Annotated in this window: 16 protein-coding genes and 1 pseudogene; 4 read left to right on the top strand and 13 right to left on the bottom strand. The window is 61.9% G+C overall.

The window, feature by feature from the left end; genetic code table 11:
- Positions 1-53 precede the first annotated feature (53 nt).
- The 6 genes and pseudogenes from HKK57_RS06805 to HKK57_RS06825 form a co-directional block, all read right to left on the bottom strand.
- Positions 54-3071 (bottom strand): sarcosine oxidase subunit alpha, encoded by a 3018-nt coding sequence (locus HKK57_RS06805; protein WP_092230973.1) that lies wholly within the window; start codon positions 3069-3071, stop codon positions 54-56.
- Entirely contained in the window at positions 3068-3370 is a 303-nt protein-coding gene (locus tag HKK57_RS06810; protein WP_003194855.1) for a sarcosine oxidase subunit delta, read from the bottom strand. The genes HKK57_RS06805 and HKK57_RS06810 overlap by 4 nt, the downstream gene beginning before the upstream one ends.
- Positions 3371-3385: 15 nt before the next feature.
- Positions 3386-4636, bottom strand: a complete 1251-nt coding sequence (locus tag HKK57_RS06815; RefSeq protein WP_010207084.1) for a sarcosine oxidase subunit beta — start codon at positions 4634-4636, stop codon at positions 3386-3388.
- 22 nt (positions 4637-4658) lie between these two features.
- Complete coding sequence (locus tag HKK57_RS06820) at positions 4659-5912, bottom strand: serine hydroxymethyltransferase (protein ID WP_169389960.1); 1254 nt, start codon at positions 5910-5912, stop codon at positions 4659-4661.
- 147 nt (positions 5913-6059) lie between these two features.
- Positions 6060-6152 (bottom strand): annotated as a pseudogene (locus HKK57_RS26905) (outer membrane lipoprotein carrier protein LolA); the annotation flags it as partial.
- Positions 6153-6170: 18 nt separating this feature from the next.
- Complete coding sequence (locus HKK57_RS06825; protein WP_169389961.1) at positions 6171-6899, bottom strand: TraX family protein; 729 nt, start codon at positions 6897-6899, stop codon at positions 6171-6173.
- Positions 6900-6989: 90 nt separating this feature from the next.
- Here HKK57_RS06825 and HKK57_RS06830 point away from each other — a divergent pair, with 90 nt between their 5' ends.
- A complete protein-coding gene (locus tag HKK57_RS06830) occupies positions 6990-8030 on the top strand; it encodes a threonine aldolase family protein (protein WP_029296975.1) in 1041 nt (346 codons plus the stop codon).
- A gap of 63 nt (positions 8031-8093) precedes the next feature.
- Here the strand turns inward: HKK57_RS06830 and HKK57_RS06835 are convergent, their stop codons facing one another.
- On the bottom strand, positions 8094-9908 hold the full coding sequence (locus HKK57_RS06835; protein ID WP_169389962.1) for a flavin monoamine oxidase family protein: 1815 nt from the start codon (positions 9906-9908) through the stop codon (positions 8094-8096).
- A gap of 264 nt (positions 9909-10172) precedes the next feature.
- Between HKK57_RS06835 and HKK57_RS06840 the strand changes: the two genes are divergently transcribed.
- Together HKK57_RS06840 and HKK57_RS06845 are read left to right on the top strand one after the other, a co-directional pair.
- Positions 10173-11618 carry a purine-cytosine permease family protein gene (locus HKK57_RS06840; protein WP_169389963.1) on the top strand — a complete coding sequence of 482 codons (1446 nt, stop codon included), beginning with the start codon at positions 10173-10175 and terminating at the stop codon, positions 11616-11618.
- Complete coding sequence (locus HKK57_RS06845; protein ID WP_169389964.1) at positions 11615-12430, top strand: nitrilase-related carbon-nitrogen hydrolase; 816 nt, start codon at positions 11615-11617, stop codon at positions 12428-12430. The genes HKK57_RS06840 and HKK57_RS06845 overlap by 4 nt, the downstream gene beginning before the upstream one ends.
- A 3-nt stretch (positions 12431-12433) precedes the next feature.
- Here the strand turns inward: HKK57_RS06845 and gbcB are convergent, their stop codons facing one another.
- Complete coding sequence (gbcB, locus tag HKK57_RS06850; RefSeq protein ID WP_029296985.1) at positions 12434-13534, bottom strand: glycine-betaine demethylase subunit GbcB; 1101 nt, start codon at positions 13532-13534, stop codon at positions 12434-12436.
- Between the two features lie 281 nt (positions 13535-13815).
- Between gbcB and gbcA the strand changes: the two genes are divergently transcribed.
- On the top strand, positions 13816-15111 hold the full coding sequence (gene gbcA / locus HKK57_RS06855; RefSeq protein WP_029296987.1) for a glycine-betaine demethylase subunit GbcA: 1296 nt from the start codon (positions 13816-13818) through the stop codon (positions 15109-15111).
- A gap of 805 nt (positions 15112-15916) precedes the next feature.
- Here the strand turns inward: gbcA and etfB are convergent.
- The 5 genes from etfB to HKK57_RS06880 all read right to left on the bottom strand — a co-directional run bounded on the left by etfB (position 15917) and on the right by HKK57_RS06880 (position 22628).
- Positions 15917-16687 (bottom strand): electron transfer flavoprotein subunit beta, encoded by a 771-nt coding sequence (gene etfB / locus HKK57_RS06860; protein WP_092230994.1) that lies wholly within the window; start codon positions 16685-16687, stop codon positions 15917-15919.
- Between the two features lie 15 nt (positions 16688-16702).
- Positions 16703-17923 carry an electron transfer flavoprotein subunit alpha gene (etfA, locus tag HKK57_RS06865; protein ID WP_169389965.1) on the bottom strand — a complete coding sequence of 407 codons (1221 nt, stop codon included), beginning with the start codon at positions 17921-17923 and terminating at the stop codon, positions 16703-16705.
- Positions 17923-19866, bottom strand: a complete 1944-nt coding sequence (gene dgcB / locus HKK57_RS06870) for a dimethylglycine demethylation protein DgcB (RefSeq protein WP_169389966.1) — start codon at positions 19864-19866, stop codon at positions 17923-17925. Before dgcB ends, etfA begins: the two co-directional genes overlap by 1 nt.
- 155 nt (positions 19867-20021) lie before the next feature.
- Positions 20022-22082 carry a dimethylglycine demethylation protein DgcA gene (gene dgcA / locus HKK57_RS06875; protein ID WP_029296994.1) on the bottom strand — a complete coding sequence of 687 codons (2061 nt, stop codon included), beginning with the start codon at positions 22080-22082 and terminating at the stop codon, positions 20022-20024.
- Positions 22083-22097: 15 nt separating this feature from the next.
- On the bottom strand, positions 22098-22628 hold the full coding sequence (locus tag HKK57_RS06880; protein ID WP_003194877.1) for a DUF5943 domain-containing protein: 531 nt from the start codon (positions 22626-22628) through the stop codon (positions 22098-22100).
- Positions 22629-22669 lie beyond the last annotated feature (41 nt).

The raw sequence follows: 22669 nt of genomic DNA on the forward strand, positions 1-22669 counted from the left end.
AATGCATTCCCCTGTGGGAGCTGGCTTGCCTGCGATGCAGGCGACTCGGTCTATCAGATGTTCTGGCGATCACCCTTCGGATCAAAGAACACCGAAGACACAATCTCGGCCTCGATCACACTGCCATCCGCCTGCGGTGAAAACACCCGCTCACCCATACGCTTCAAGCCGCCCTTGACCACCGCCATCGCAAACGAATACCCAAGGGAGTTATGGGCATAACTCGAAGTAACGTGGCCGACCATCTTCATCGGGATCGTCTGCTTCGGATCAAACACCAGTTGCGCGCCTTCCGGCAGCCACACCTTCGGATCAATCGGCTTCAAGCCCACCAGTTGCTTGCGTTCTTCACGCACGCAATCTTCGCGGTTCATCCCACGCCAGCCGATCCACGAGAACGGTTTGGTACGGCCAACGCACCAGCCCATGTTCAGGTCGTCCGGGGTCATCGAGCCGTCGGTGTCTTGCCCTACGATGATGAAACCCTTCTCGGCCCGCAGTACGTGCATGGTCTCGGTGCCGTACGGGGTCAGGTTGTATTGCTTGCCGGCCTCGACGATCTGTTCCAGCACGCCCATGGCGTAGTCGGCCTGCACGTTGACTTCGTACGACAGCTCACCAGTAAACGAGATACGGAACACCCGTGCCGGCACGCCGCCCACCAGGCCTTCTTTCCAGGTCATGAACGGGAAGCCGTCCTTGTCCAGGTCGATGTCGGTGACTTCGCTCAACAGCTTGCGGCTGTTGGGTCCGGACAGGGTCATGGTCGCCCAGTGGTCGGTGACCGAGGTGAAGTACACCTTCAGGTCCGGCCATTCGGTCTGCTGGTAGATTTCCAGCCACTGCAGCACACGGGCGGCGCCGCCGGTGGTGGTGGTCATCAGGAAGTGGTTGTCCGCCAGGCAGGCAGTCACGCCATCGTCGAAGACCATGCCGTCTTCCTTGCACATCAGGCCGTAGCGCGCCTTGCCCACATCGAGCTTGGTCCAGGCGTTGCTGTAGATGCGGTTGAGGAACTCACGGGCATCCGGGCCCTGGATATCGATCTTGCCCAGGGTCGAGGCGTCCAGCAGGCCGACGCTGTCGCGCACGGCCAGGCATTCGCGCTTGACTGCCGCGTGCAGGTCTTCACCGTTGCGTGGGAAGTACCACGGGCGTTTCCACTGACCGACATCCTCGAACTCGGCGCCGTTTTTGACGTGCCAGGCTTGCAGCGCGGTGTAGCGCACCGGCTCGAAGATATGCCCACAGTGCCGGCCCGCCACGGCGCCGAAAGTCACCGGCGTGTAGTTGGGGCGGAACATGGTGGTGCCCATCTGCGGGATGGTCACGTTCAGCGAGCGCGCAGCAATGGCCAGGCCGTTGACGTTGCCCAGCTTGCCTTGGTCGGTACCGAAGCCCAGCGCGGTGTAGCGCTTGACGTGCTCCACCGACTCGAAGCCTTCGCGGGTCGCCAGTTCGATGGCGGCGGCGGTGACGTCGTTTTGCAGGTCGACAAATTGTTTGGGCGCCCGCGCAGTGGCCTTCTCGTGCGGCACCTGGAACAGCGCCAGGGTTGGCTCCTCAAGGCGCGTCAGGGCCTTGGGCAGCGTACCTTCCACCGGGGCAAACCCGGCTTCGCTGGCGGCACGTACGCCCCCCTCAAAGCCGTCGGCCAGTGAGTCACCCAGGCCGTAGACGCCGTTGATGCCACCGACGCACACGCGTTTCTGCGGGGCTTCGCCCGGTACAAAACCGAGGATATCTTCACGCCAGGTCGGCTTGCCGCCCAGGTGCGAGGCCAGGTGGACCACGGGGCTGTAGCCGCCGGAACTGGCCACCAGGTCGCAGTCCAGCCATTCGCCGGGGCTGGTAACGGTGTGGGCTTTGACATCGATAGCCGCCACTCGCGCACCGGTCACGTGCTTGCTGCCACGGGCCTCGATCACAGCGCTGCCGGTGAGGATACGAATACCTTTGGCGCGGGCTTCTTCCACCAGCGCACCGCGTGGGTTGTGGCGGGCATCGGCTACCGCTACGACTGCAAGGCCGGCGTCGAACCAGTCCAGCGCCACGCGGTAGGCGTGATCGTTGTTGGTCGACAGCAGCAGCTTTTTACCCGGCGCCACGCCGTAACGGCGCACGTAAGTCGAAACCGCGCCCGCCAGCATGTTGCCCGGCACGTCGTTATTGCCGTACACCAGCGGGCGCTCGCAAGCACCGGTCGCCAGCACTACGCGCTTGGCCCGCACACGGTGGATACGCTGGCGCACCACGCCAATCGGCGCGCGGTCGCCGAGGTGGTCGGTGAGGCGCTCGTGGATGGTCAGGAAGTTATGGTCGTGATAGCCGTTGACGGTGGCGCGAGGCAGCAGCACCACGTCCGGCAGGGCCTTGAGTTCGGCAATCACACTGGCGACCCACTCGGCCGCCGGCTTGCCATCCAGGCTTTCACGGGAGTCCAGCAACGACCCGCCGAATTCTTCCTGCTCATCGGCGATGATCACCCGCGCACCACTGCGCGCAGCCGCCAGGGCAGCGGACAGGCCTGCAGGCCCGGCGCCGACGATCAGCACGTCGCAATGGCGGTTCATGTAGTCGTAGGTGTCCGGATCGTTCTCGGTCGGCGAGCGACCCAGCCCTGCGGCCTTGCGGATGTACTTCTCGTAGGTCATCCAGAACGATTGCGGGTACATGAAGGTTTTGTAGTAGAAACCCGGCGGCATCAGCTTGCCGCCGACCTTGCCGAGGATGCCCATCATGTCGTTGTTCACGCTCGGCCAGCCGTTGGTGCTGGTGGCGACCAGGCCCTGGTACAGCGCCTGTTGCGTGGCGCGCACGTTGGGAATCTGCGTGGCTTCGGTGGCGCCGATCTGCAGCACCGCGTTCGGCTCTTCGGCGCCAGCGGCAAAGATGCCGCGCGGGCGCGAGTACTTGAAGCTGCGGCCGATGACATCCACGCCGTTGGCCAGCAAGGCTGCGGCCAGGGTGTCGCCTTCAAAGCCTTTGTAGCTCTGGCCGTTGAAGGTAAACGTCAGGACTTTATTACGGTCGATGCGGCCACCGTTGGACAGGCGATTGATCTGGCTCATACCTTCTCTCCAGAAGCCTTGGCGGTGAATTGTGGCTTCTCGCCGATCTTGTAGGTTTCAAGAATTTCGTAGGTCACGGTGTCGCGGGTCGCGTTGAAATACTGGCGGCAACCGGCAGCGTGAATCCACAGTTCGTGGTGCAGGCCGCGTGGGTTATCGCGGAAGAACATGTAGTCGCCCCACTGTTCGTCGGTGCAGGCGTTGGGGTCCAGCGGGCGCGGGATATGCGCTTGGCCGGAGGCGTGAAACTCTTCCTCGGAGCGCAGTTCGCCACAGTGAGGACAGAAGATATGCAACATAGGGAGTTTCTCCTGTTAGTGGGCGACGGCCGCAGCGCCGTGTTCGTCGATCAGCGCACCGTTGTGGAAACGGTCGATGGAGAAAGGTGCGGCCAGCGGGTGCATTTCACCCTTGGCCAGGCTCGCGGCAAACACGTTGCCTGAGCCCGGCGTGGCCTTGAAGCCACCGGTGCCCCACCCGCAGTTGAAGAACATGTTCGGGACCGGGGTCTTGGAGATGATCGGGCACGCGTCCGGCGTGGTGTCGACGATGCCGCCCCACTGGCGGTTCATGCGCACGCGTGAGAGCACCGGGAACATCTCGACGATGGCCTGGATGGTGTGTTCGATCACCGGGTACGAGCCGCGCTGGCCGTAGCCGTTGTAGCCGTCGATACCGGCGCCGATCACCAGGTCGCCCTTGTCGGACTGACTGATGTAACCGTGTACCGCGTTGGACATGATTACGCTGTCGATAATTGGCTTGATTGGCTCCGACACCAACGCTTGCAGCGGGTGGGATTCAATTGGCAGACGGAAGCCTGCCAGCGAGGCCATGTGCCCGGAATTACCCGCGGTGACCACACCGACGCGCTTGGCGCCGATAAAGCCTTTGTTGGTTTCCACGCCGATGCACACGCCGTTTTCCTTGCGAAAACCGATGACTTCGGTCTGCTGGATCAGGTCCACGCCCAGGGCGTCGGCGGCGCGGGCAAAGCCCCAGGCCACGGCATCGTGACGGGCCACGCCGCCGCGCCGTTGCACGGTGGCGCCGAGGACCGGATAGCGGGTGTTCTTCGAGCAATCGAGGTACGGGATCTCGTCGGCCACTTGCTTGGCGTTGAGCAGCTCGCCGTCCACGCCATTGAGGCGGTTGGCACTCACGCGACGCTCGGAATCACGGATGTCCTGCAGGGTGTGGCACAGGTTGTAGACGCCGCGCTGGGAGAACATCACGTTGTAGTTCAAGTCCTGGGACAGACCTTCCCACAGCTTCATTGCGTGTTCGTACAGGTGCGCCGACTCATCCCACAGGTAGTTGGAACGCACGATGGTGGTGTTGCGCGCGGTGTTACCGCCGCCCAGCCAACCTTTCTCGACCACGGCCACGTTGGTGATCCCGTGTTCCTTGGCCAGGTAATAAGCGGTCGCCAGACCATGCCCGCCGCCGCCGACGATGACCACGTCATACACCTTTTTAGGGGTCGGCGTGCGCCACATCTTCTGCCAGTTTTCGTGGTGGCTGAGTGAGTGCTTGAAGAGGCCGAAGCCTGAGTAGCGTTGCATAGTCATTACTCCAAAACCGCGCTCAGCGATAAACCGGGAAATCAGCGCACAGGGCAGACACGTGCTTGGCCACGTTGGCCTCGACATCGGCATCGCCGAGGTTGTCGAGGATGTCGCAGATCCAGCCAGCCAACTCGACGCACTGCGCCACTTTGAAACCGCGTGTGGTCACCGCCGGTGTGCCGATGCGCAGGCCCGAGGTCACGAACGGCGACTGGGGGTCATTGGGCACGGCGTTCTTGTTGACGGTGATATGGGCACGACCGAGGGCAGCGTCTGCGTCCTTGCCGGTGAGGCCCTGGCGGATCAGGCTGACCAGGAACAGGTGGTTATCGGTGCCGCCAGACACCACATCGTAGCCACGCTTGATAAACACGCTGGCCATGGCCTGGGCGTTGTCGATCACCTGCTGTTGATAAGCTTTGAAGCCCGGCTCCATCGCCTCCTTGAAGCACACAGCCTTGCCCGCGATCACGTGCATCAGCGGGCCGCCCTGTGCGCCTGGGAACACGGCGGAGTTGAGTTTTTTCTCAATCTCTTCGTTGGACTTGGCCAGGATCAGGCCACCCCGTGGACCGCGCAGGGTCTTGTGGGTGGTGGTGGTCACCACATCGGCGTACGGCAGCGGGTTCGGGTACAGGCCGGCGGCAACCAAGCCTGCGACGTGGGCCATGTCGACGAACAGCAGCGCGCCAACCTTGTCGGCGATCTGGCGAAAGCGCGGGAAATCCAGGGTCTTGGAGTAGGCAGAGAAACCGGCCACGACCATTTTCGGCTTGTGCTCCACGGCCAGGCGCTCGACTTCGTCGTAGTCGATCAGGCCGGTGTCGGTGTTGATGCCGTACTGCACGGCGTTGTACAGCTTGCCCGAGGACGACACTTTTGCGCCGTGGGTCAAGTGACCGCCGTGGGCCAGGCTCATGCCCAGAATGGTGTCGCCGGCATTGATCAGCGCCAGGTACACGGCGCTATTGGCGGACGAACCGGAGTGCGGCTGCACGTTGGCGTAATCGGCGCCGAACAGTTGCTTGGCGCGTTCGATGGCCAGGGCTTCAACCTTGTCCACGTGCTCGCAGCCGCCGTAGTAGCGTTTGCCCGGATAGCCTTCGGCGTATTTGTTGGTGAGGCCGCTGCCTTGAGCTTCCATCACACGCTTGCTGGTGTAGTTCTCCGACGCGATCAGCTCGATATGATCTTCCTGACGCTGCTCCTCGGCATTCATGGCCGCCAGCAGTGCGTCGTCATATCCCTGGATCTGGTCTTGTTTGCTGAACATCGCGTCTCTCCCAGCCTTTCGTATTGTTGAGGCCCGTGCAGGGCCCTTTGATGCGATGGTAGGGCTGGCGCAGACAGGTCAAATGCCTACGCACGCCACGCAAAGGTGCGTTTACGACATGGCCTGAGCAAATGCTGACTGGAGGTCGAAAACTGTAGGAGCGAGCTTGCTCGCGAAAAACCTGAGGGCGCCGCGTTCCATCAGGCCGCCCGCGTTATCGTTGACGTTTTTCGCGAGCAAGCTCGCTCCTACAGGGGGTTAGGCGATGGCCTGGCGCACGAGTAATAGCAGCAGGAAATGCAGGGGGTAGAGCGCGTAGGCCCAGCGGCGCATGGCCGGGGGCGAGGCGTTTTTGGCCTGTCGCAACAAGACCAGCCCGGCCAATGGCGCAATCAGGCACGTCGCCAACCCGAGCAGCGCCACGAGGTTGCCGCTATCAAGCAAAACCTGCCATTGATTGGCAGCCACGCACACCACCCCCGGCACAATGCTGAAATACCAGGGGCGACTGAACACCAACAGCATCGCCAACGGCAGCAATACACCAAAAAAACCGAACATCAGGCTCGACGAGAATACCGCCGCCAACAACAAGGCAATCAGCGCCAATCCTCGATCAAAAAGCGTCTTCTGCTGCCATCCCCTGGCAACCAGCAAACCCAGCGCCAGGGTCGGCAGCACATTCAATGTATCGGCATCCTCGATAAACATCCGATAGGGCACCTCGCTGATCACACTGAACAGCAGCAACCAGCCCAGGTAACGCCATTGAAAGACCGCCGGCCCCGCCTTGACCCGGTGCAGGTTCGCCGCAATCGCCAGGCAAAACCAGGGGAACGCCAGGCGCCCCGGCACGTACAGGCCATCGAGGCTCAAACCGACATAGCGCAGGTGATCGAGCACCATACTCAGCAGCGCCAGCCATTTGAGCAGGTCCAGCGCGCCATCGCGGCCACGCCTTACAGGAATCGTTTCAGTACCGTGCATAATTCCCCAGAGACTTTGCATTAACAGTGCGTGCGCCCGCCGGATATTCTTGGTTAAAGTGCGCACCAACATCGACCACAGGAACGGGCCATGACCGACAAGAGCCAACAATTCGCCAGCGACAACTATTCCGGTATCTGCCCGGAAGCCTGGGCCGCCATGGAACTCGCCAACCAGGGCCATCAACGCGCCTATGGCGACGATGAATGGACCCACCGCGCCGCCGACGGTTTCCGCAAACTGTTTGAAACCGACTGTGAAGTGTTCTTCGCCTTCAACGGTACAGCGGCCAACTCCCTGGCCCTGTCTTCGCTGTGCCAGAGCTACCATAGCGTGATTTGCTCGGAAACCGCCCACGTCGAGACCGACGAATGCGGCGCACCGGAGTTTTTCTCCAATGGCTCCAAACTGCTCACCGCGCGCACCGAGAATGGCAAGCTGACCCCGGAATCGATCCGTGAGATCGCCCTCAAGCGCCAGGATATCCACTACCCCAAGCCCCGCGTCGTGACCCTGACCCAGGCCACCGAAGTGGGCAGCGTGTACACCCCGGATGAAATCCGCGCCATCAGCGTCACCTGCAAGGAGCTGGGGCTGAACCTGCATATGGACGGCGCACGCTTCTCCAACGCCTGCGCCTTCCTCGGCTGCTCGCCGGCCGACCTGACCTGGAAAGCCGGGGTGGATGTCCTGTGTTTTGGCGGCACCAAGAACGGCATGGCGGTGGGTGAGGCGATCCTGTTCTTCAACCACAAACTGGCTGAAGACTTCGACTATCGCTGCAAACAGGCCGGCCAACTGGCCTCGAAAATGCGCTTCCTGTCCGCGCCGTGGGTCGGCCTGCTGGAAAACGACGCCTGGCTCAAACACGCACGCCACGCCAACCACTGCGCGCAGTTGCTCAGCAGCCTGGTGGCGGATATTCCCGGCGTGGAGTTGATGTTCCCGGTGCAGGCCAACGGCGTGTTCCTGCAACTCTCGGAGCCGGCCATCGCCGCACTGACGGCCAAGGGCTGGCGCTTCTACACCTTTATCGGCAAGGGCGGCGCACGCTTCATGTGTGCGTGGGATACCGAGGAAGAACGGGTGCGTGAACTCGCGGCGGATATTCGCGAAGTGATGGGCGCCTGATCCCCTTGTAGAAGCCGGCTTGCCGGCGATGGCGATCCTGAGGTCGCCTCCGCCGGCAAACTCCTACAATTGGAGAGGCTGTAACGCATCCCACTGGTCAATCGGCCCGGGATTGTGTTCGAGCGTCCCACCGCCAAACGTGACCGCCAGCTTGTTCACCGCATTCAAGGCCGTGGTCACAGCGCCTTCGGCCCAGCCCCCGGTCCAGGAAATATCATCGCCAGACAGAATGAAACCGTCCGGCACCCCTTCCCTTACACCACTCATGAACTGGGAAAACAGCAGGCGCTGATACTCATACTGCCCCGGCAGGTTCATCTTGAAGGCGCACAAGTAAAACGGCTCATCTTCCCAGTTGATTTCGATGAAGGGGTCAACCATGCCGAACTCGGCCGCCAGGTCCAGTTGTGTGTCGGCGTACACCGTATCGAGCAAGGTCGTACACAACTGCACATGGGTCGGCAACGGCGCACTACGGTCCCCCAGGAATTTCAGGCTGTCATCGTTCCAGGTATAGGAGAGGAACAGGCCGCTGCCTTTGTTCACCCCAGCACCTGGGGCATAGTCCAACAGATAGGTGCCTCGGGTGAGCCGGTCCGACAAGGTCACACTCATCTTGTAGCGACCGTTCTCGACATCATTCCAAAACGGCCGTCGAGTGTTGGCAAAGATCTTCGCCGATTGCATGTAATGGGTGTACATGACCGCTTCCCAGGTAGCCTGGGGCAACAAGCTGTTCATCGGCGTAAAGCGGTCTTTGCCATCCATATAGCGGAACTTGTCGAGCACCCGTACGTGAGGCGTATAGACCACACTTTTAAAGTTGCGCAGGGTGTCTCGACCCAGTTTGTTGTCATGCAGGTACACATCGAAGGTGCCATCGGCCAGGCGGTGAATCTGCCGGACTTCCTGATTGAGAGGGTCGGCAATCTCCCGCCGCGTCAGGCTCTCCACGGTCGCGTCCGCTGGCCAATGGACCTGGGTGTCGCCGAACGAAGCCGGCGTGCGGCTCCATAAACGCAGGGGCAGCTCGCTGGAGCCGTCATACATCAACGTGTGGTTGGTATCCAGGCCGGTGTAAAGCACCCGCAACACTTCCAGGAAACAGTTCGGATAGTCGGTGTTCCAACCGCCGGTGCCGAAGCCGATCTGGCCAAACAGGTCAATGTCCTCCCTGCTCCACCTGGCTTGCTCGACCATGGCCGCATAGAAACTCAGGTCATCCCAGCCCGCCCTCAGGATCGTGTTCCAGATTGCCTTGATTTCGCCCTGATCGACCGCGGTTTCCTGCATCGCATTTTCCATGTCGGTAAAACGGATCGGAGCCTGCTCGAGGAAGTCGCCGAAGAACATGTCTTCGATTCGTTTGTATTTTTCCGGCAAGTCATTGCGTTCGTAGTACGTCTGTTCGTTCTCGTAATCGACAACAGTACTGGGGGCGGCGGGCGAGCCGGGGTTGGGGAAGTCCGTCGAGTTTGCGTCCATCCCGACCTTATTGAAGTAGTGCATCAACGCCTTGCCGGACTTGGGAAAACGCATGGCCCCCAGCTCACAGATCACCCGGGCGTGCGGGTCGTTGCGATCACCCACCACCTGGGAGTAGAGCCGCCCGCCAATGCGCCCGGAGGCTTCCACCACAATCGGATGCAGGCCCATGCGCATCGCCTCGTAGGCGGCCACCAGACCGGACACACCGGCCCCGACGATCAACACCTGCTCGCCATAATGCGGCACCGCGACATGGCCCAGGGGTTTCTTGAGGATCGCCGCCTGCCACAGATAGCGGGCGTAATGGAACGGAAAATCAGGAATCAGCGCCGTGACGTTTTTGTTCAACAGGCGCTGGGCCCCCTGGGAACGGGAGGGAATCGCAGACATGGTGGCTTCCTTGCAGATAGGGTGAGCGTCCACCCTTTACGACACGGCTAAAGGCGACTGCGACGGGACTAAAAACCAGACTAGAAGACCGACCGCACCCTGGTTATATCGCTTTGCAATAAGACAAAGCGGTTCCGTCGCCGCCCGCGAAAAAGCATTACTTAAGGAAAGTCTGAAGTAATTATTTATAGATCACGATTCAATTGGCCCGCCAGTTACCCGATGCTCCGGCACTCAGCCCCTATAAAAACAAGCCGTGAACCTATGAACGCCCTATCCGACAAGACCGCTCCCCGCGCCGCTCCCGGCCTGAAAATCGAGACCCGCTCCATTGACTACGTTCCGCGTAGCGAACGCCACGGCAAAGTCTGGCACCAGGGTCCGTTCTGGTTCACGGGCAACTTCGTCCTCACCACCATGGTCACCGGCTTCACCGGGGCTGCGTTGGGCTTGAGCCTGGTCTATGCCGTGCTGGCGATTGTCATTGGTGTGTGCCTGGGCACCTTCGCCATGGCGTTCCACGCCAACCAGGGCCCGCGCATGGGCTTGCCGCAGATGATCCAGTCACGTGCCCAGTTCGGTCTGCGCGGGGCCATCGTGCCGTTTATCGCGGTGATCTTTGTGTACATCGGCTTCAACGTGTTCAACGTGATTCTCGCCACCGATGCCATCAACACGGTCCTGCCGGGCAGCCGCGCGCCGTGGTATGCGCTGATGATCATCCTCGCGGTGGTAATCGCCGTAATCGGCCATGACCTGCTGCACACGGTGCAACGCTGGTTGACCTACGTGATGATCAGCGTATTCGCGTTGCTGACCGTCGCCGCCCTGATGAGCCTGTCAGCCGACGCTGCGGTGGCCGATGCCCACTTCTCGTGGTCGGCGTTCCTGATTCAGCTCAGCGCCGCTGCCGGTTATCAGATCAGCTACGCCGTGTACGTCTCGGACTACTCGCGCTACCTGCCCCACCAAACGCCGTCGCGCCGGGTGATTTTCTGGACTTACCTGGGCGCTGCCGGCTCTGCCTTGTGGCTGATGTCCCTGGGCGCATTCCTCGCTTCGGCGCTGCCTTCGCCGGATGCCATCACCAGCGTGCGCACCGTGGGCAACCAGGTGATCCCCGGCTTCGGCACCTTCACCGTGCTGATCGCGGTGCCGGCGTTGATTGGCATCATGGCGGTCAACTGCTACGGCGCCATGCTGACTGGCATCAGTGCCATCGACGGTTTCGTGAAGATCCAGCCGCGCCTCAAGAGCCGGATCATTGGCATCGGCCTGGTGGCCGTGGTGATTTTCCTGATCGCCCTGAGCATTCCTGACAGCTACCTGGCCAGCTTCAATACGTTTGTGCTGCTGATGTTGTATTTCCTGGTGCCGTGGACCGCCGTCAACCTCGCGGACTTTTATCTGGTGCGCAAAGGCCAATACGCCATCAGCGACATCTTCAACTCCGCCGGCATCTATGGCCAGTGGGGCAAAGCGGGCCTGGTCGCCTATGGCCTGGGCATGGCCTCGATGGTGCCGTTCATGTCGTTGAGCTTCTACGTGGGGCCGGTCGCCGTGGCACTGGGCGGTGCCGACATTGCGTTTGTGATCGGGCTGGCCGTTTCCGCGCTCGTCTACTGTGCAATGAACCGCAACCTTGACCATAACGCCGAGCGCCGTGCGATTGCCGCCAGCGAAGCCATGTTGGAAGGCAACACCCCATGAACAGCGTACGTGTCGTCTGTCATCAACTGGCCCCCCGTATCGGCGACGCCGAGTACAACCGCACCCTCAGCGCCGAGGCCATCCGCAGTGCAGCGGCGCTGGGCGCGCAGGTGGTGGTGCTGCCGGAGTTGACCCAAAGCGGTTATGTGTTCACTGACATGCAGGAAGCCCTCAGGGTGTCCGAAACCCTCGATGGCCCGACACTGACCCTGTGGAAAACCCTGGCAAACTCACTAAACATCATTGTCGTGGCCGGCTTTTGTGAGCGGCTGACGGCAACGCAGGTGGCCAACAGCGCCGCCCTGATAGAGCCGCACGGCAGGCTGACGGTGTACCGCAAGGCGCATTTGTGGGATCGCGAAACGTTGATCTTCACCCCCGGCACCCAGCCCCCGCCGGTGGTCGACACCGCCGTCGGCCGCATCGCCGTGATGATCTGCTACGACCTGGAGTTGCCCGAGTGGGTACGCCTGGCCGCCCTGGCCGGTGCCGACCTGCTGTGTGCGCCCGTCAACTGGCCAGATGGCCCGCGCCCCGCCGGCGAAAGGCCGGCAGAAATCGTCCGGGTCCAGGCCAATGCGGCCGTCAACCGCCTGTTCATTGCCGCCTGCGACCGCCATGGCGAAGAACGCGGCGTCAATTGGGTGGGAGGGTCAGTTATCGTCGATGCCGATGGCTACCCCCAGGCCGGCGCGACCGCCCATCAGCAAGAACAGTGCCTGGTGGCGGACCTGCCTCTGGCCCAGGCCCGGGATAAGTTCATCAGCGCACACAACCACGTGCATCATGATCGGCGGCCGCAGTTGTACTGAGCGTCAGAACTCGATCCGCACATCCCCCTTCGGCACGCTGCAGCACGACAGGATGTAGCCTTCGGCTTCGTCTTCTTCGGTGATGCCGCCGTTGTGCTCCATCTCGACCTCCCCGCCCAGCTTCATCACTTTGCATGTGCCACAAATCCCCATGCCGCAGGCTTTGGGGATCAGCAGGCCGAGCTTGGCGGCGGCGGCATGCACGGTTTCGCCCGGTGCCACGCGGATGCTTTTGCCCGATGCAATGAATTCCACTTGATGCAAATCCGCCTGGTCGATTTGCGGCGCGTCGGCGGCTTGTTCGGCTTGTTCGACCGCATCGGCGCGGGCTTCCGCTGGCGTGGCGCCGAAGGATTCCTCGTGGTAGCGCGCCATGTCGAAGCCCGCCGCTTCGAGCAGGCGTTTGACCGCGTTCATATAAGGCGTCGGCCCGCAGCAGAACACTTCCCGCTCAAGGAAGTCCGGCACCATCAATTCCAGCATCTTGTGGTTCAGGTAGCCGCGATACCCGGCCCAGGGTTCGCCCAGGCCGTGTTTCTCGCAGATCAGGTGCAGGCTGAAGTTGTCGATGCGCGAGGCCATGTGCTCCAGCTCGCGGTGGTAAATGATGTCTTTGGGCGAGCGCGCACTGTGGATAAAGGTCATGTCGACATTGGCGTTGGTGTCATAGAACCAACGGGCCATGGACATCACCGGGGTGATCCCCACGCCGCCGCTCAGGTACAGCACTTTAGGGCTCGGGAAGTCGATGGCGTTGAACAGCCCTACCGGCCCGTGCACCGCCAACTCTTGCCCTTCATGCAGGGTGTCGTGCAGCCAGTTCGACACCCGCCCGCCCGGCACGCGCTTGATGGTCACCGAGAAGCTGTAGGGCACCGATGGCGAGCTGGAAATGGTGTACGACCGCATGATCGGCTGGCCGTCGATTTCCAGCTCCAGGGTGACGAACTGCCCCGGCTTGAAAAAGAACAGGATCGGCTGGTCGGCCATAAAGCAGAAGGTGCGCACATCCCAGGTTTCCTGGATGACTTTGACGCACCGGACGATGTGCCGACCATTGGCCCAGGTCTGGGTAGTGACAGGATTCAGGAAGGTGTTGGACATGCTGTTCTCCACGGCCGTAGTTCGGCTTGATGCTGGCGATTCTGCGTAACGCCGCGACCTGCCATTTACCTATCTGCGACATTCGCATACTTATCGCGACCAGCCCCCATACCACTGGGGTTGCGCGTCGGGAACAGAGTGGGCCATGTCGTTAATGGACAAGGTTGCGGGCAGCGCCGGGCCCACACTCGCAGCCAACAACGACGCTTTCTTTACGCCTTGCTGCAAACCTGATTAGCCACTTATCGCGGCCACACAGAATGGCCTTGAGGACACATACGATGGACGTCACCGCAACCTTGAGCTTGGGCGATCCGCTGGAACCCGCACGCAAGGCCACCGCGCAAATGTTGCAAGAGCGCGAGCGCACTTTTTCGTTGCCCCAGCCGTTTTACTCTGACCAGCGGCTGTTCGATATCGACATGCAGGAGATCTTCCAGAAGGAATGGTTGATCGCCGGCATGACCTGCGAAATCCCCACCAAGGGCAACTACCTGACCCTGCAGATCGGCAAGAACCCGATCATCGTGATCCGTGGCGCCGAAGGCGTGGTGCATGCCTTTCACAACGTCTGCCGCCACCGCGGTTCGCGCTTGTGTACCAGCGACAAGGGCAAGGTCGCCAAACTGGTTTGCCATTACCACCAGTGGACCTACGAACTGGACGGGCGCCTACTGTTCGCCGGCACCGAGATGGGCGCCGACTTCGACATGAAGCAGTACGGCCTCAAGCCGGTAAACGTGAAGACCGCCGGCGGCTACATCTTCATCAGCCTGGCCGAAAACCCACCGGCCATCGATGACTTTCTGTCGACGCTCAACCACTACATGGAACCCTACGACATGGAAAACACCAAGGTGGCGATCCAGACCACCTTGTTTGAAAAAGCCAACTGGAAACTGGTGCTGGAAAACAACCGCGAGTGCTACCACTGCAACGCCTCGCACCCCGAGTTGCTGAAAACCCTGCTGGAATGGGACGACGTCACCGACCCACGGGCCGACCAGGCGTTTAAAGACCACGTCGCCGCATCCGCCGCTGCCTGGGACGCCGAGAAGATCCCTTACGCCCACGCCAGCTTCGGCCTGCGAAACCGCATCGTGCGCATGCCGCTGCTCAAGGGCACCGTTTCCATGACCCTGGATGGCAAGCAGGGCTGCAAGAAACTCATGGGCCGGATCCAGAACCCCGACCTGGGCTCGATGCGCATCCTGCACCTGCCCCACTCGTGGAACCACTGCATGGGCGATCACATCATCGTCTTCACGGTATGGCCGATCAGCGCCCAGGAAACCATGGTCACCACCAAGTGGCTGGTGCACAAGGACGCCGTGGAAGGTGTGGACTACGACGTCGACCGCATGCGCCAAGTGTGGGATGCCACCAATGACCAGGACCGGCGCCTGGCCGAAGAGAACCAGCGCGGGATCAACTCCACCGCTTACCAGCCGGGGCCTTACTCCAAGACCTATGAGTTCGGCGTGGTGAACTTTGTGGACTGGTACAGCGAGCGCATGCTCAACAACCTGGGAGCGGCACCGGCCCCGTACCTCAAGGGCATTGCCGCACACGAGTAACTGACCCACCCGGGATCAAAAAATGTGGGAGCGGGCTTGCTCGCCCCCACATTTGGGTCCGCATCTGGTCAAAAATTGAGCATAGGGCCGTCAGCCCACTGTTATCCTGCCCCGCAGCCATCCTCCAACAACTTATCCACAAACCCACCCACAGCAATTGTGGGCAACTGCGCTCTTACCTCGAAATAAAACCAAGAAAATCCGTGACTTATTCAAAGCAACGGGTTTTATCCAACATTGATCATTTTTTGACCTAAAGCCTACAAGCCACGTTCTATATAGCCTGTAGCGGAACGCAAACACCTTATCCACAGAAGCGCCAACAGACTTTGGGGGCAACTTTGGCCTGTCTGTGGAAAACCGTCTACAACCGAGCAAAATCGAGGCTTTGCGCGAAGATTCAAGCGGAAACGGCCACATTGATCATATTTCAACCAAGCCACTGCACGCCTTCATTTATAAGGCCTGTAGCGGGTAGCGAACATCTTATCCACAGAAGCACCAACAGACTTTGGGGGCAACTCCGGGCCGGGCTTTTTCCTTATCCACAGAAAAAGCCCAGTAAAAACCGTTGCTTAGGTTGGTTGTTTTTCGTACAGAGGGCTGTAGCGCTTGATTTACATGGGGTGTGGACAGCCGCGAACAGGTTATCCACAGGTGGGTTAACAGGGATTGTGGGTAAACACCCACGCACACGCCTTGTAGGAGCGAGCTTGCTCGCGAAAAAGGCCAACGGTAACGCAGCGTGTCTGGTTTAACGCTGCGCGCTCAGGTTCTTCGCAAGCAAGCTCGCTCCTACAGGGGGTCAGCGCACCACGCCTTCTTCGATCAGCAGCTTGAGAATGGCTTCGGCGCCCGCCTCGGGGCCCAGGCCCTTGAGCACCTGGCCACCGCCGCCGCTGGCCTTGGCCGTGGCGGCCTTCATGCGGTCGGCGCCACTCTTGGCCTTGATCACTTTGAGACGCTTGGGTCGAGGCTTGGCCGGTTGCAGCACGGCGCCTGTGAATAACTCATCGTCCACCACCTGCACGTCGTGCTCCTGCAGCACACCGCGCTGGGCCGGGCCATAGGCGCTTTGCCGCGGCTTGGGCCCAGCGTTATCCACCGTGGCCACAAACGGCAGGCGCACCTTCAGGCGCCGCCGCTGCCCGCGCGGCAAGGCTTGCAGCACATGGGCCACACCGCTGTCGATGGACTCCACCTGGGCCAGCCCGACAATCAGCGGCCAGCCCAGGTGTTCGGCCAACAGGAAGGGCAGCATGCCCGAGCCTTCGCCGGTTTCTGCCTGGCTGCCGGTAAGCACCACCTGGGCACCAGCGTCCTGTAGATAGTCACCGAGTACCGGCAAGGCATCGGCGCCGGCCGGCTGCTCCAGTACATGCAACTGCGCCAATCCCATGCCCAGGTAGGCGCGCAGGGTCGGTTCGGCGATGTCGCCGGCATGCAGCACTTGCAGGTTATCCCCAGCCAGTTGCAACCCCAATTCCACGGCGCGGGCATCCTGTTCGGCGCGACGGGGGCGGCCGGAGGTCGGGTGGGCGCCTATGGAGACCAGGCTGATTACATGGGTCGTCATGGCCATATCCTTTGCTTAAGCCGCATCGCGCTTGGCGCCGTTGCGGTGGGCCTGGACCGCTGCGATCAAGGCCCGGAGAATTTCGCCGCTGTCACCGATCACCGACAGGTCGGCGCGCTTGATCATGTCGCAACCAGGATCGAGGTTGATCGCCACAACTTTGTCGCAGGCACCAATGCCTTGCAGGTGCTGGATCGCCCCGGAGATCCCCACGGCCACATACACCCGTGCGGTGACCCAGATACCACTGGCGCCAACCTGCCGGTCCCGTGCCATGAAGCCATCGTCCACGGCCACCCGCGACGCACCTTCGGTAGCCCCCAGGGCGGCAGCGGTCTGGTGGAACAGCTCCCAGTCCTTGACCCCGTTGCCACCCGAGAAAATAAACTCGGCCTCGGCCATGGTAATCGCGCCCGGGTCCACCGCCACCGCGCCCAGATCCTCGATACGCGGCAAGCTGCGCGCCAGCGCTGTGGATAACTCCACCGGCAACACTTCATGGCGCGTATCGCTGACGGGATCGGCACATTCCACCGCGGCCAGGATCAGCCTTGGCAGCGCTCGCGCCAGGTCCTCCCGGCCCGCACCGGCACGGCCGATACACTCGCCGCCCTTGATCTGCCAGACCCGGGTGGCCGGGCGTTCCTTGAGGCTCGCGGCAAAGCGCCGCCCCAGTTCGCCACCGCCACTGCGGCTGTCGGGCAGCAGCCAGTGACGCGGGCTGAACTGGTTATCCACAGCCCGCAGGCCATGGACCCGTTGCTCCGGTGAATAACCGTCGAATTCACGGCCGTCCAACACCAGCAGGCGGTCCACGCCGGCCGTGTCGAACGCGCTTTCCTTGTGCTCGCCAAACACCACCGCCAGCACCGCGCCGTCGCTGCCGGCGAGTTGCCGCGCCAGGCCCAGCAAGTCGCGGTCGTGGCTGCTCAGGCGGCCGCCGACCATATCCGGCACCACGTTGATGTAGAACGCCGGGGCTGGCACCTGGTGCAGCGGCAACTGCACTTGCACCGCTGCCGTGCGCTTGGTGGCGCCACCCTGCTGGGCGCCGCTGCGGTCGATACGCTTGATGCCGTTGGGGCCGATAAAACCCATGCCGTGCACATTCTTGCGGATGATGCCGTTAGGCCCCATCCAACTGTGCTGCTCCGGTTGCATTGCCGCATGCAGCGGGTGCAGGCGGTTGCGGGCGATCCATTCGGCCCGTGGGTCGCGGCGGATAATGTCGCTCATCAATGCACCTCCGCAGGTTCACGCAAATTCGGGGTCTTGGCCGGTGCAGGCTCTTCGAGCAGGGCATCCGCCACCAGTTCGGCAATGTCTTTGATCAGGGGGCGTGGCTCGACCACCCCTTCGAGCATCGCCGTGCACTGTGGACAACCGACGGCCACCAGCTCGGCGCCGGTCTCGCGGATGTCTTCCATGCGCATGTCGGGGATGCGCTGCTTGCCGGGAATATCGGTGATCGGCGCGCCGCCCCCGCCGCCACAGCAACGGGAACGGAAGCCCGAACGCTGCATCTCCTTGACCTCGATCCCCAGCGCCCGCAGCACGTGGCGCGGTGCCTCGTACTCGCCGTTGTAACGGCCCAGGTAGCACGGGTCGTGATAGGTCACGCTGTTGCCTTTGTGCTGGCCCAGGTTCAGCGCGCCGGCGTCGATCAGCTCGGCCATGTAGGTGCTGTGGTGCTGCACCAGGTAATGGCCGTCGAAGGCGCCATATTCGTTTTTCAGCACGTGGAAACTGTGAGGGTCACAGGTCACGATGCGCTGGAAACTGTACTTGGCCAGGGTCTGGATATTGCGTGCGGCCAGCAGCTGGAACGTCGCCTCATCCCCCAGGCGCCGGGCCACGTCGCCACTGTCGCGCTCTTCCAGGCCCAGCACGGCGAAATCGACCTTGGCTGCCTTCAGCACTTTGACGAAGGCGCGCAAGGTCCGCTGGTTACGCATGTCGAAGGCACCATCGCCAACCCAGAACAGTACGTCAGTTGTCTTCTTGTCGCCGAGCAGCGGCAGGTTCAAGTCCGCCGCCCAGTTCATCCGCCCGCCCGGGGCAAAACCGCCAGGGTTGTCGGTGGCGATCAGGTTCTCCAGGACTTCGGCGCCCTTGTTCGGCGTCGCGCCTTTTTCCAGGGTCAAGTGGCGGCGCATATCGACGATGGCATCCACGTGCTCGATCATCATCGGGCATTCTTCGACGCAGGCACGGCAGGTGGTGCACGACCACAAGGTCTCGGCGTCCACCAGGCCGTTGACGATCGGTTGGTGCGGGTTGCCGCTGTGCTCGCCAATGGCCTTGCCCGGATACGGGCTGCCGGCGAACTTGGCATCGGTGCCACCGGCCAGGCCGACCACCATGTCCTGGATCAGTTTTTTCGGGTTCAGCGGCTGGCCGGCGGCGAATGCAGGGCACGCGGCTTCGCACTTGCCGCACTGCACGCAGGCGTCGAAACCGAGCAGTTGGTTCCAGGTGAAGTCCTTGGGTTTTTCCACGCCCAGGGGCGCGCTTTTGTCACTCAGGTCCAACGGCTTCAAGCCGGTGGAACGGCCACCCCCAAAACGTTCGGCGCGGCGGTGCCAGGCCAGGTGCAGGGCACCGGCAAACGCATGCTTCATCGGCCCGCCCCAGGTCATGCCGAAGAACATCTCCGACACGCCCCACAGCACACCCACACCGAGCAGCGCGGCCAGCAGCCAGCCACCGAAGTCGGCAGGCAGGATCCCGGCCACCGGCAAGGTCACCAGAAAGAAACTTACCGAGAACGCCATCAGGCTTTTCGGCAGGCGCATCCAGGGCCCCTTGGACAGGCGCGCGGGTGGGTTGCGCCGGCGCAGGTAGACGAAGGTGGCGCCGACAAACATCAGCACCGAGGCCAGCAGCAAGGCGTAGCCGAGGATGCGATTGTGCAGGCCGAAACCGTGCACCAGAATTGCCAGCAACGCCGACAACACAAAGCCCAGGGCCGTGGCCACGTGGGTATTGGCGATGTATTTGTCGCGGGCAACCACGTGGTGCAGGTCGACCATGTAGCGCTTGGGCATGGCCAGCAGCCCGCCCAGCAGGTCGACCTTGGCGGCACGGCCACGGCGCCACATGTTCACCCGGCGCAGAGCGCCGAGGACAGCGAGGCCCAGGGCTGCAAACAGGAGAATCGGAAGAAGGGTGTTCAACATGGTGAAGCTCCCACAGACCACACAGCTCTAATGTGGGAGCGGGCTTGCTCGCGAAGGCGGTGCATCAGCCACCGGATGTATCGACTGACACACCGCTTTCGCGAGCAAGCCCGCTCCCACATTTTTGACCGAGTCCACATTGGTTCGGTGTTGGGTCAGAAATCCTTGCACAAACGCAGGGCGTCATAGATCGCGGCGTGGGTATTGCGCTGGGCCACACAGTCACCGATGCGGAACAGCAAGTACCCTTCCCCCGGTTCGCTCAGGCACGGTTGCGGCTTGATCGCGAACAACGCTTCGACGTCCATCTGCCCCTTGTTGCGCGCCCCTTGCTTGAGGGCGTAGTAGATTTCTTCATCCGGGCGCACGCCGTTTTCCACCACCACCTGGTCCACCACCCGCTCTTCCTTGGCGCCGGTGTATTCGTTCTCCAGCACGGCTATCAGCTTGTCGCCCTCGCGGTAGACCTTCTCCAGCATCATGTCGCCGGTCATGATCACTTCCTTGGGGTACATGCTGCGGTAGTAAGTCGGGAATGACGTACCGCCGATGGCCACGCCGGGCTTGATGTCGTCGGTGACGATCTCGACCTGGCAACCCTTGTCGGCCAGAAAGTCGGCCACGGACATGCCGGTGAATTCGCAGATGGTGTCGTACACCAGCACGTTCTTGCCCGGCGCCACCTTGCCGTCGAGCACATCCCAACTGCTGACCACCAGGCCTTCTGCCGCGCCCCAGTGTTCGTTCTGCTCGATGAACGGATGCCCGCCCACCGCCAGCACCACCACATCGGGACGCAGGTCGAGGATGGTTGCGGCATCCGCCGCCACGCCCAGGCGCAGGTCGACATTGAGCCGTGCCAGTTCCAGTTGGAACCAACGGGTGATACCGGCAATCTGGTCGCGCTGCGGCGCCTTGGAGGCGGTGGTGATCTGCCCACCGATAAAGTCTTTTTTCTCGAACAGGGTCACATCGTGGCCGCGTTCGGCAGCAACCCGAGCGGCCTCCATCCCGGCCGGGCCGGCACCGACCACTACCACTTTGCGCTTGGGGCCGGTGGATTTCTCGATGATGTGCGGCACACCCATGTATTCCCGGGAGGTCGCGGCGTTCTGGATGCACAGTACATCCAGGCCCTGGTACTGGCGGTCGATGCAATAGTTGGCGCCGACGCACTGTTTGATCTGGTCGATCTGGCCCATCTTGATCTTGGCGATCAGGTGCGGGTCGGCCATGTGCGCACGGGTCATGCCGACCATGTCCACGTAGCCGCCTTCGAGGATGCGCGTGGCCTGGTTCGGGTCCTTGATGTTCTGCGCGTGCAGCACCGGGGACTTGACCACTTCCTTGATCCCGGCCGCCAAGTGCAGGAACGGCTCCGGTGGGTAACTCATGTTCGGAATCACGTTGGCCAGGGTGTTGTGGGTGTCGCACCCCGAGCCGACCACCCCGATAAAGTCGAGCATGCCGGTGTCGTCGTAGTACTTGGCGATCTGCTTCATGTCCTCGTGGGACAGGCCGTCCGGATGGAATTCATCCCCGCACAAACGGATGCCCACGCAAAAATCCGGGCCGACTTCCGCACGCACTGCCTTGAGCACTTCGAGGCCGAAACGCATACGGTTTTCGAAGCTGCCGCCCCATTCATCGGTCCGTTTGTTGACCCGCGGGCTCCAGAACTGGTCGATCATGTGCTGGTGCACCGCCGACAGCTCCACGCCATCCAGGCCACCGGCCTTGGCCCGGCCTGCAGCGCTGGCGTAGTTGCCGATCACCCGCCAGATTTCTTCCGGCTCGATGGTCTTGCACGTCGCACGGTGCACCGGCTCGCGCACCCCCGACGGCGACATCAGGGTCGGCCAGTTGAAGCCGTCCCAACGCGAGCGACGACCCATGTGGGTAATCTGGATCATGATCTTGGCGCCATGCTTATGCATCGCGTCAGCCAGGTTCTGGAAGTGCGGGATGATGCGGTCGGTGGACAGGTTCACCGAACTCCACCACTCCTGCGGGCTGTCGATCGCCACCACCGAGGAGCCGCCACAGATCGCCAGGCCAATGCCGCCCTTGGCTTTCTCTTCGTAATACTTCACATAGCGGTCGGTGGTCATCCCGCCGTCGGTGGCATACACCTCGGCGTGGGCGGTACTGAGCACGCGGTTGCGGATGGTCAGTTTGCCGATCTGGATCGGCGCAAACATTGCTTCGAAAGCCATGGCACGGTCCTCGGCTTACAACGGCTTGACGGTGAACAGACCGTCGTCATGGCCCTCTTCGGAGCCTCCGTAGACTTGTTCGGCGACGGTGCGAATATTGCTGCCGCGCGCCTGCAGAATCTGGTCCATGGCGCCGGCAAACCAGCCGGTGAACATGTAGTCGACCTTGCGCCCGACCTTGCCGTACACGTAGACGAATGCCGAGTGTTCGAGCTTGACGCTGGCGGTGCCTTTATCCAGGTCGATGTCCTGGATCTTGAACAGGCCCCAACCGCGCTGCGACAGGCGCTTCATGTAGTGCTCGAACACCGCGACGCCTTCCAGGCCGTGGCATTCGGCTTCTTTTTCACACCAGTGCCAGGCGGATTTGTAGCCGGCCTTGTAGAGGATTTCGGCGTAGGCATCAGCGCCCAGCACCTCTTCGATGCCCATGTGGTTGTTGACGAAGAAATGACGCGGTACGTACAGCATCGGCAAGGCGTCGGAGGTCCAGACACCGGTTTCGCTGTCGACTTCGATTGGCAATTGCGGGGCGATCTTGGCCATGGAAACTTAACTCCAGAAAATTCTTGGTAATGCCCCGGCAC

This window comes from Pseudomonas sp. ADAK21 (assembly GCF_012935735.1).
Lineage (GTDB): Bacteria > Pseudomonadota > Gammaproteobacteria > Pseudomonadales > Pseudomonadaceae > Aquipseudomonas > Aquipseudomonas proteolytica.

Bases quoted from the DNA above. Each gene is read 5' to 3' on its own strand.
- HKK57_RS06805 (WP_092230973.1), bottom strand. From the start codon at position 3,071: ATGAGCCAGATCAATCGCCTGTCCAACGGTGGCCGCATCGACCGTAAT.
- HKK57_RS06810 (WP_003194855.1), bottom strand. From the start codon at position 3,370: ATGTTGCATATCTTCTGTCCTCACTGTGGCGAACTGCGCTCCGAGGAA.
- HKK57_RS06815 (WP_010207084.1), bottom strand. From the start codon at position 4,636: ATGCAACGCTACTCAGGCTTCGGCCTCTTCAAGCACTCACTCAGCCAC.
- HKK57_RS06820 (WP_169389960.1), bottom strand. From the start codon at position 5,912: ATGTTCAGCAAACAAGACCAGATCCAGGGATATGACGACGCACTGCTG.
- HKK57_RS06825 (WP_169389961.1), bottom strand. From the start codon at position 6,899: ATGCACGGTACTGAAACGATTCCTGTAAGGCGTGGCCGCGATGGCGCG.
- HKK57_RS06830 (WP_029296975.1), top strand. From the start codon at position 6,990: ATGACCGACAAGAGCCAACAATTCGCCAGCGACAACTATTCCGGTATC.
- HKK57_RS06835 (WP_169389962.1), bottom strand. From the start codon at position 9,908: ATGTCTGCGATTCCCTCCCGTTCCCAGGGGGCCCAGCGCCTGTTGAAC.
- HKK57_RS06840 (WP_169389963.1), top strand. From the start codon at position 10,173: ATGAACGCCCTATCCGACAAGACCGCTCCCCGCGCCGCTCCCGGCCTG.
- HKK57_RS06845 (WP_169389964.1), top strand. From the start codon at position 11,615: ATGAACAGCGTACGTGTCGTCTGTCATCAACTGGCCCCCCGTATCGGC.
- gbcB (WP_029296985.1), bottom strand. From the start codon at position 13,534: ATGTCCAACACCTTCCTGAATCCTGTCACTACCCAGACCTGGGCCAAT.
- gbcA (WP_029296987.1), top strand. From the start codon at position 13,816: ATGGACGTCACCGCAACCTTGAGCTTGGGCGATCCGCTGGAACCCGCA.
- etfB (WP_092230994.1), bottom strand. From the start codon at position 16,687: ATGACGACCCATGTAATCAGCCTGGTCTCCATAGGCGCCCACCCGACC.
- etfA (WP_169389965.1), bottom strand. From the start codon at position 17,923: ATGAGCGACATTATCCGCCGCGACCCACGGGCCGAATGGATCGCCCGC.
- dgcB (WP_169389966.1), bottom strand. From the start codon at position 19,866: ATGTTGAACACCCTTCTTCCGATTCTCCTGTTTGCAGCCCTGGGCCTC.
- dgcA (WP_029296994.1), bottom strand. From the start codon at position 22,082: ATGGCTTTCGAAGCAATGTTTGCGCCGATCCAGATCGGCAAACTGACC.
- HKK57_RS06880 (WP_003194877.1), bottom strand. From the start codon at position 22,628: ATGGCCAAGATCGCCCCGCAATTGCCAATCGAAGTCGACAGCGAAACC.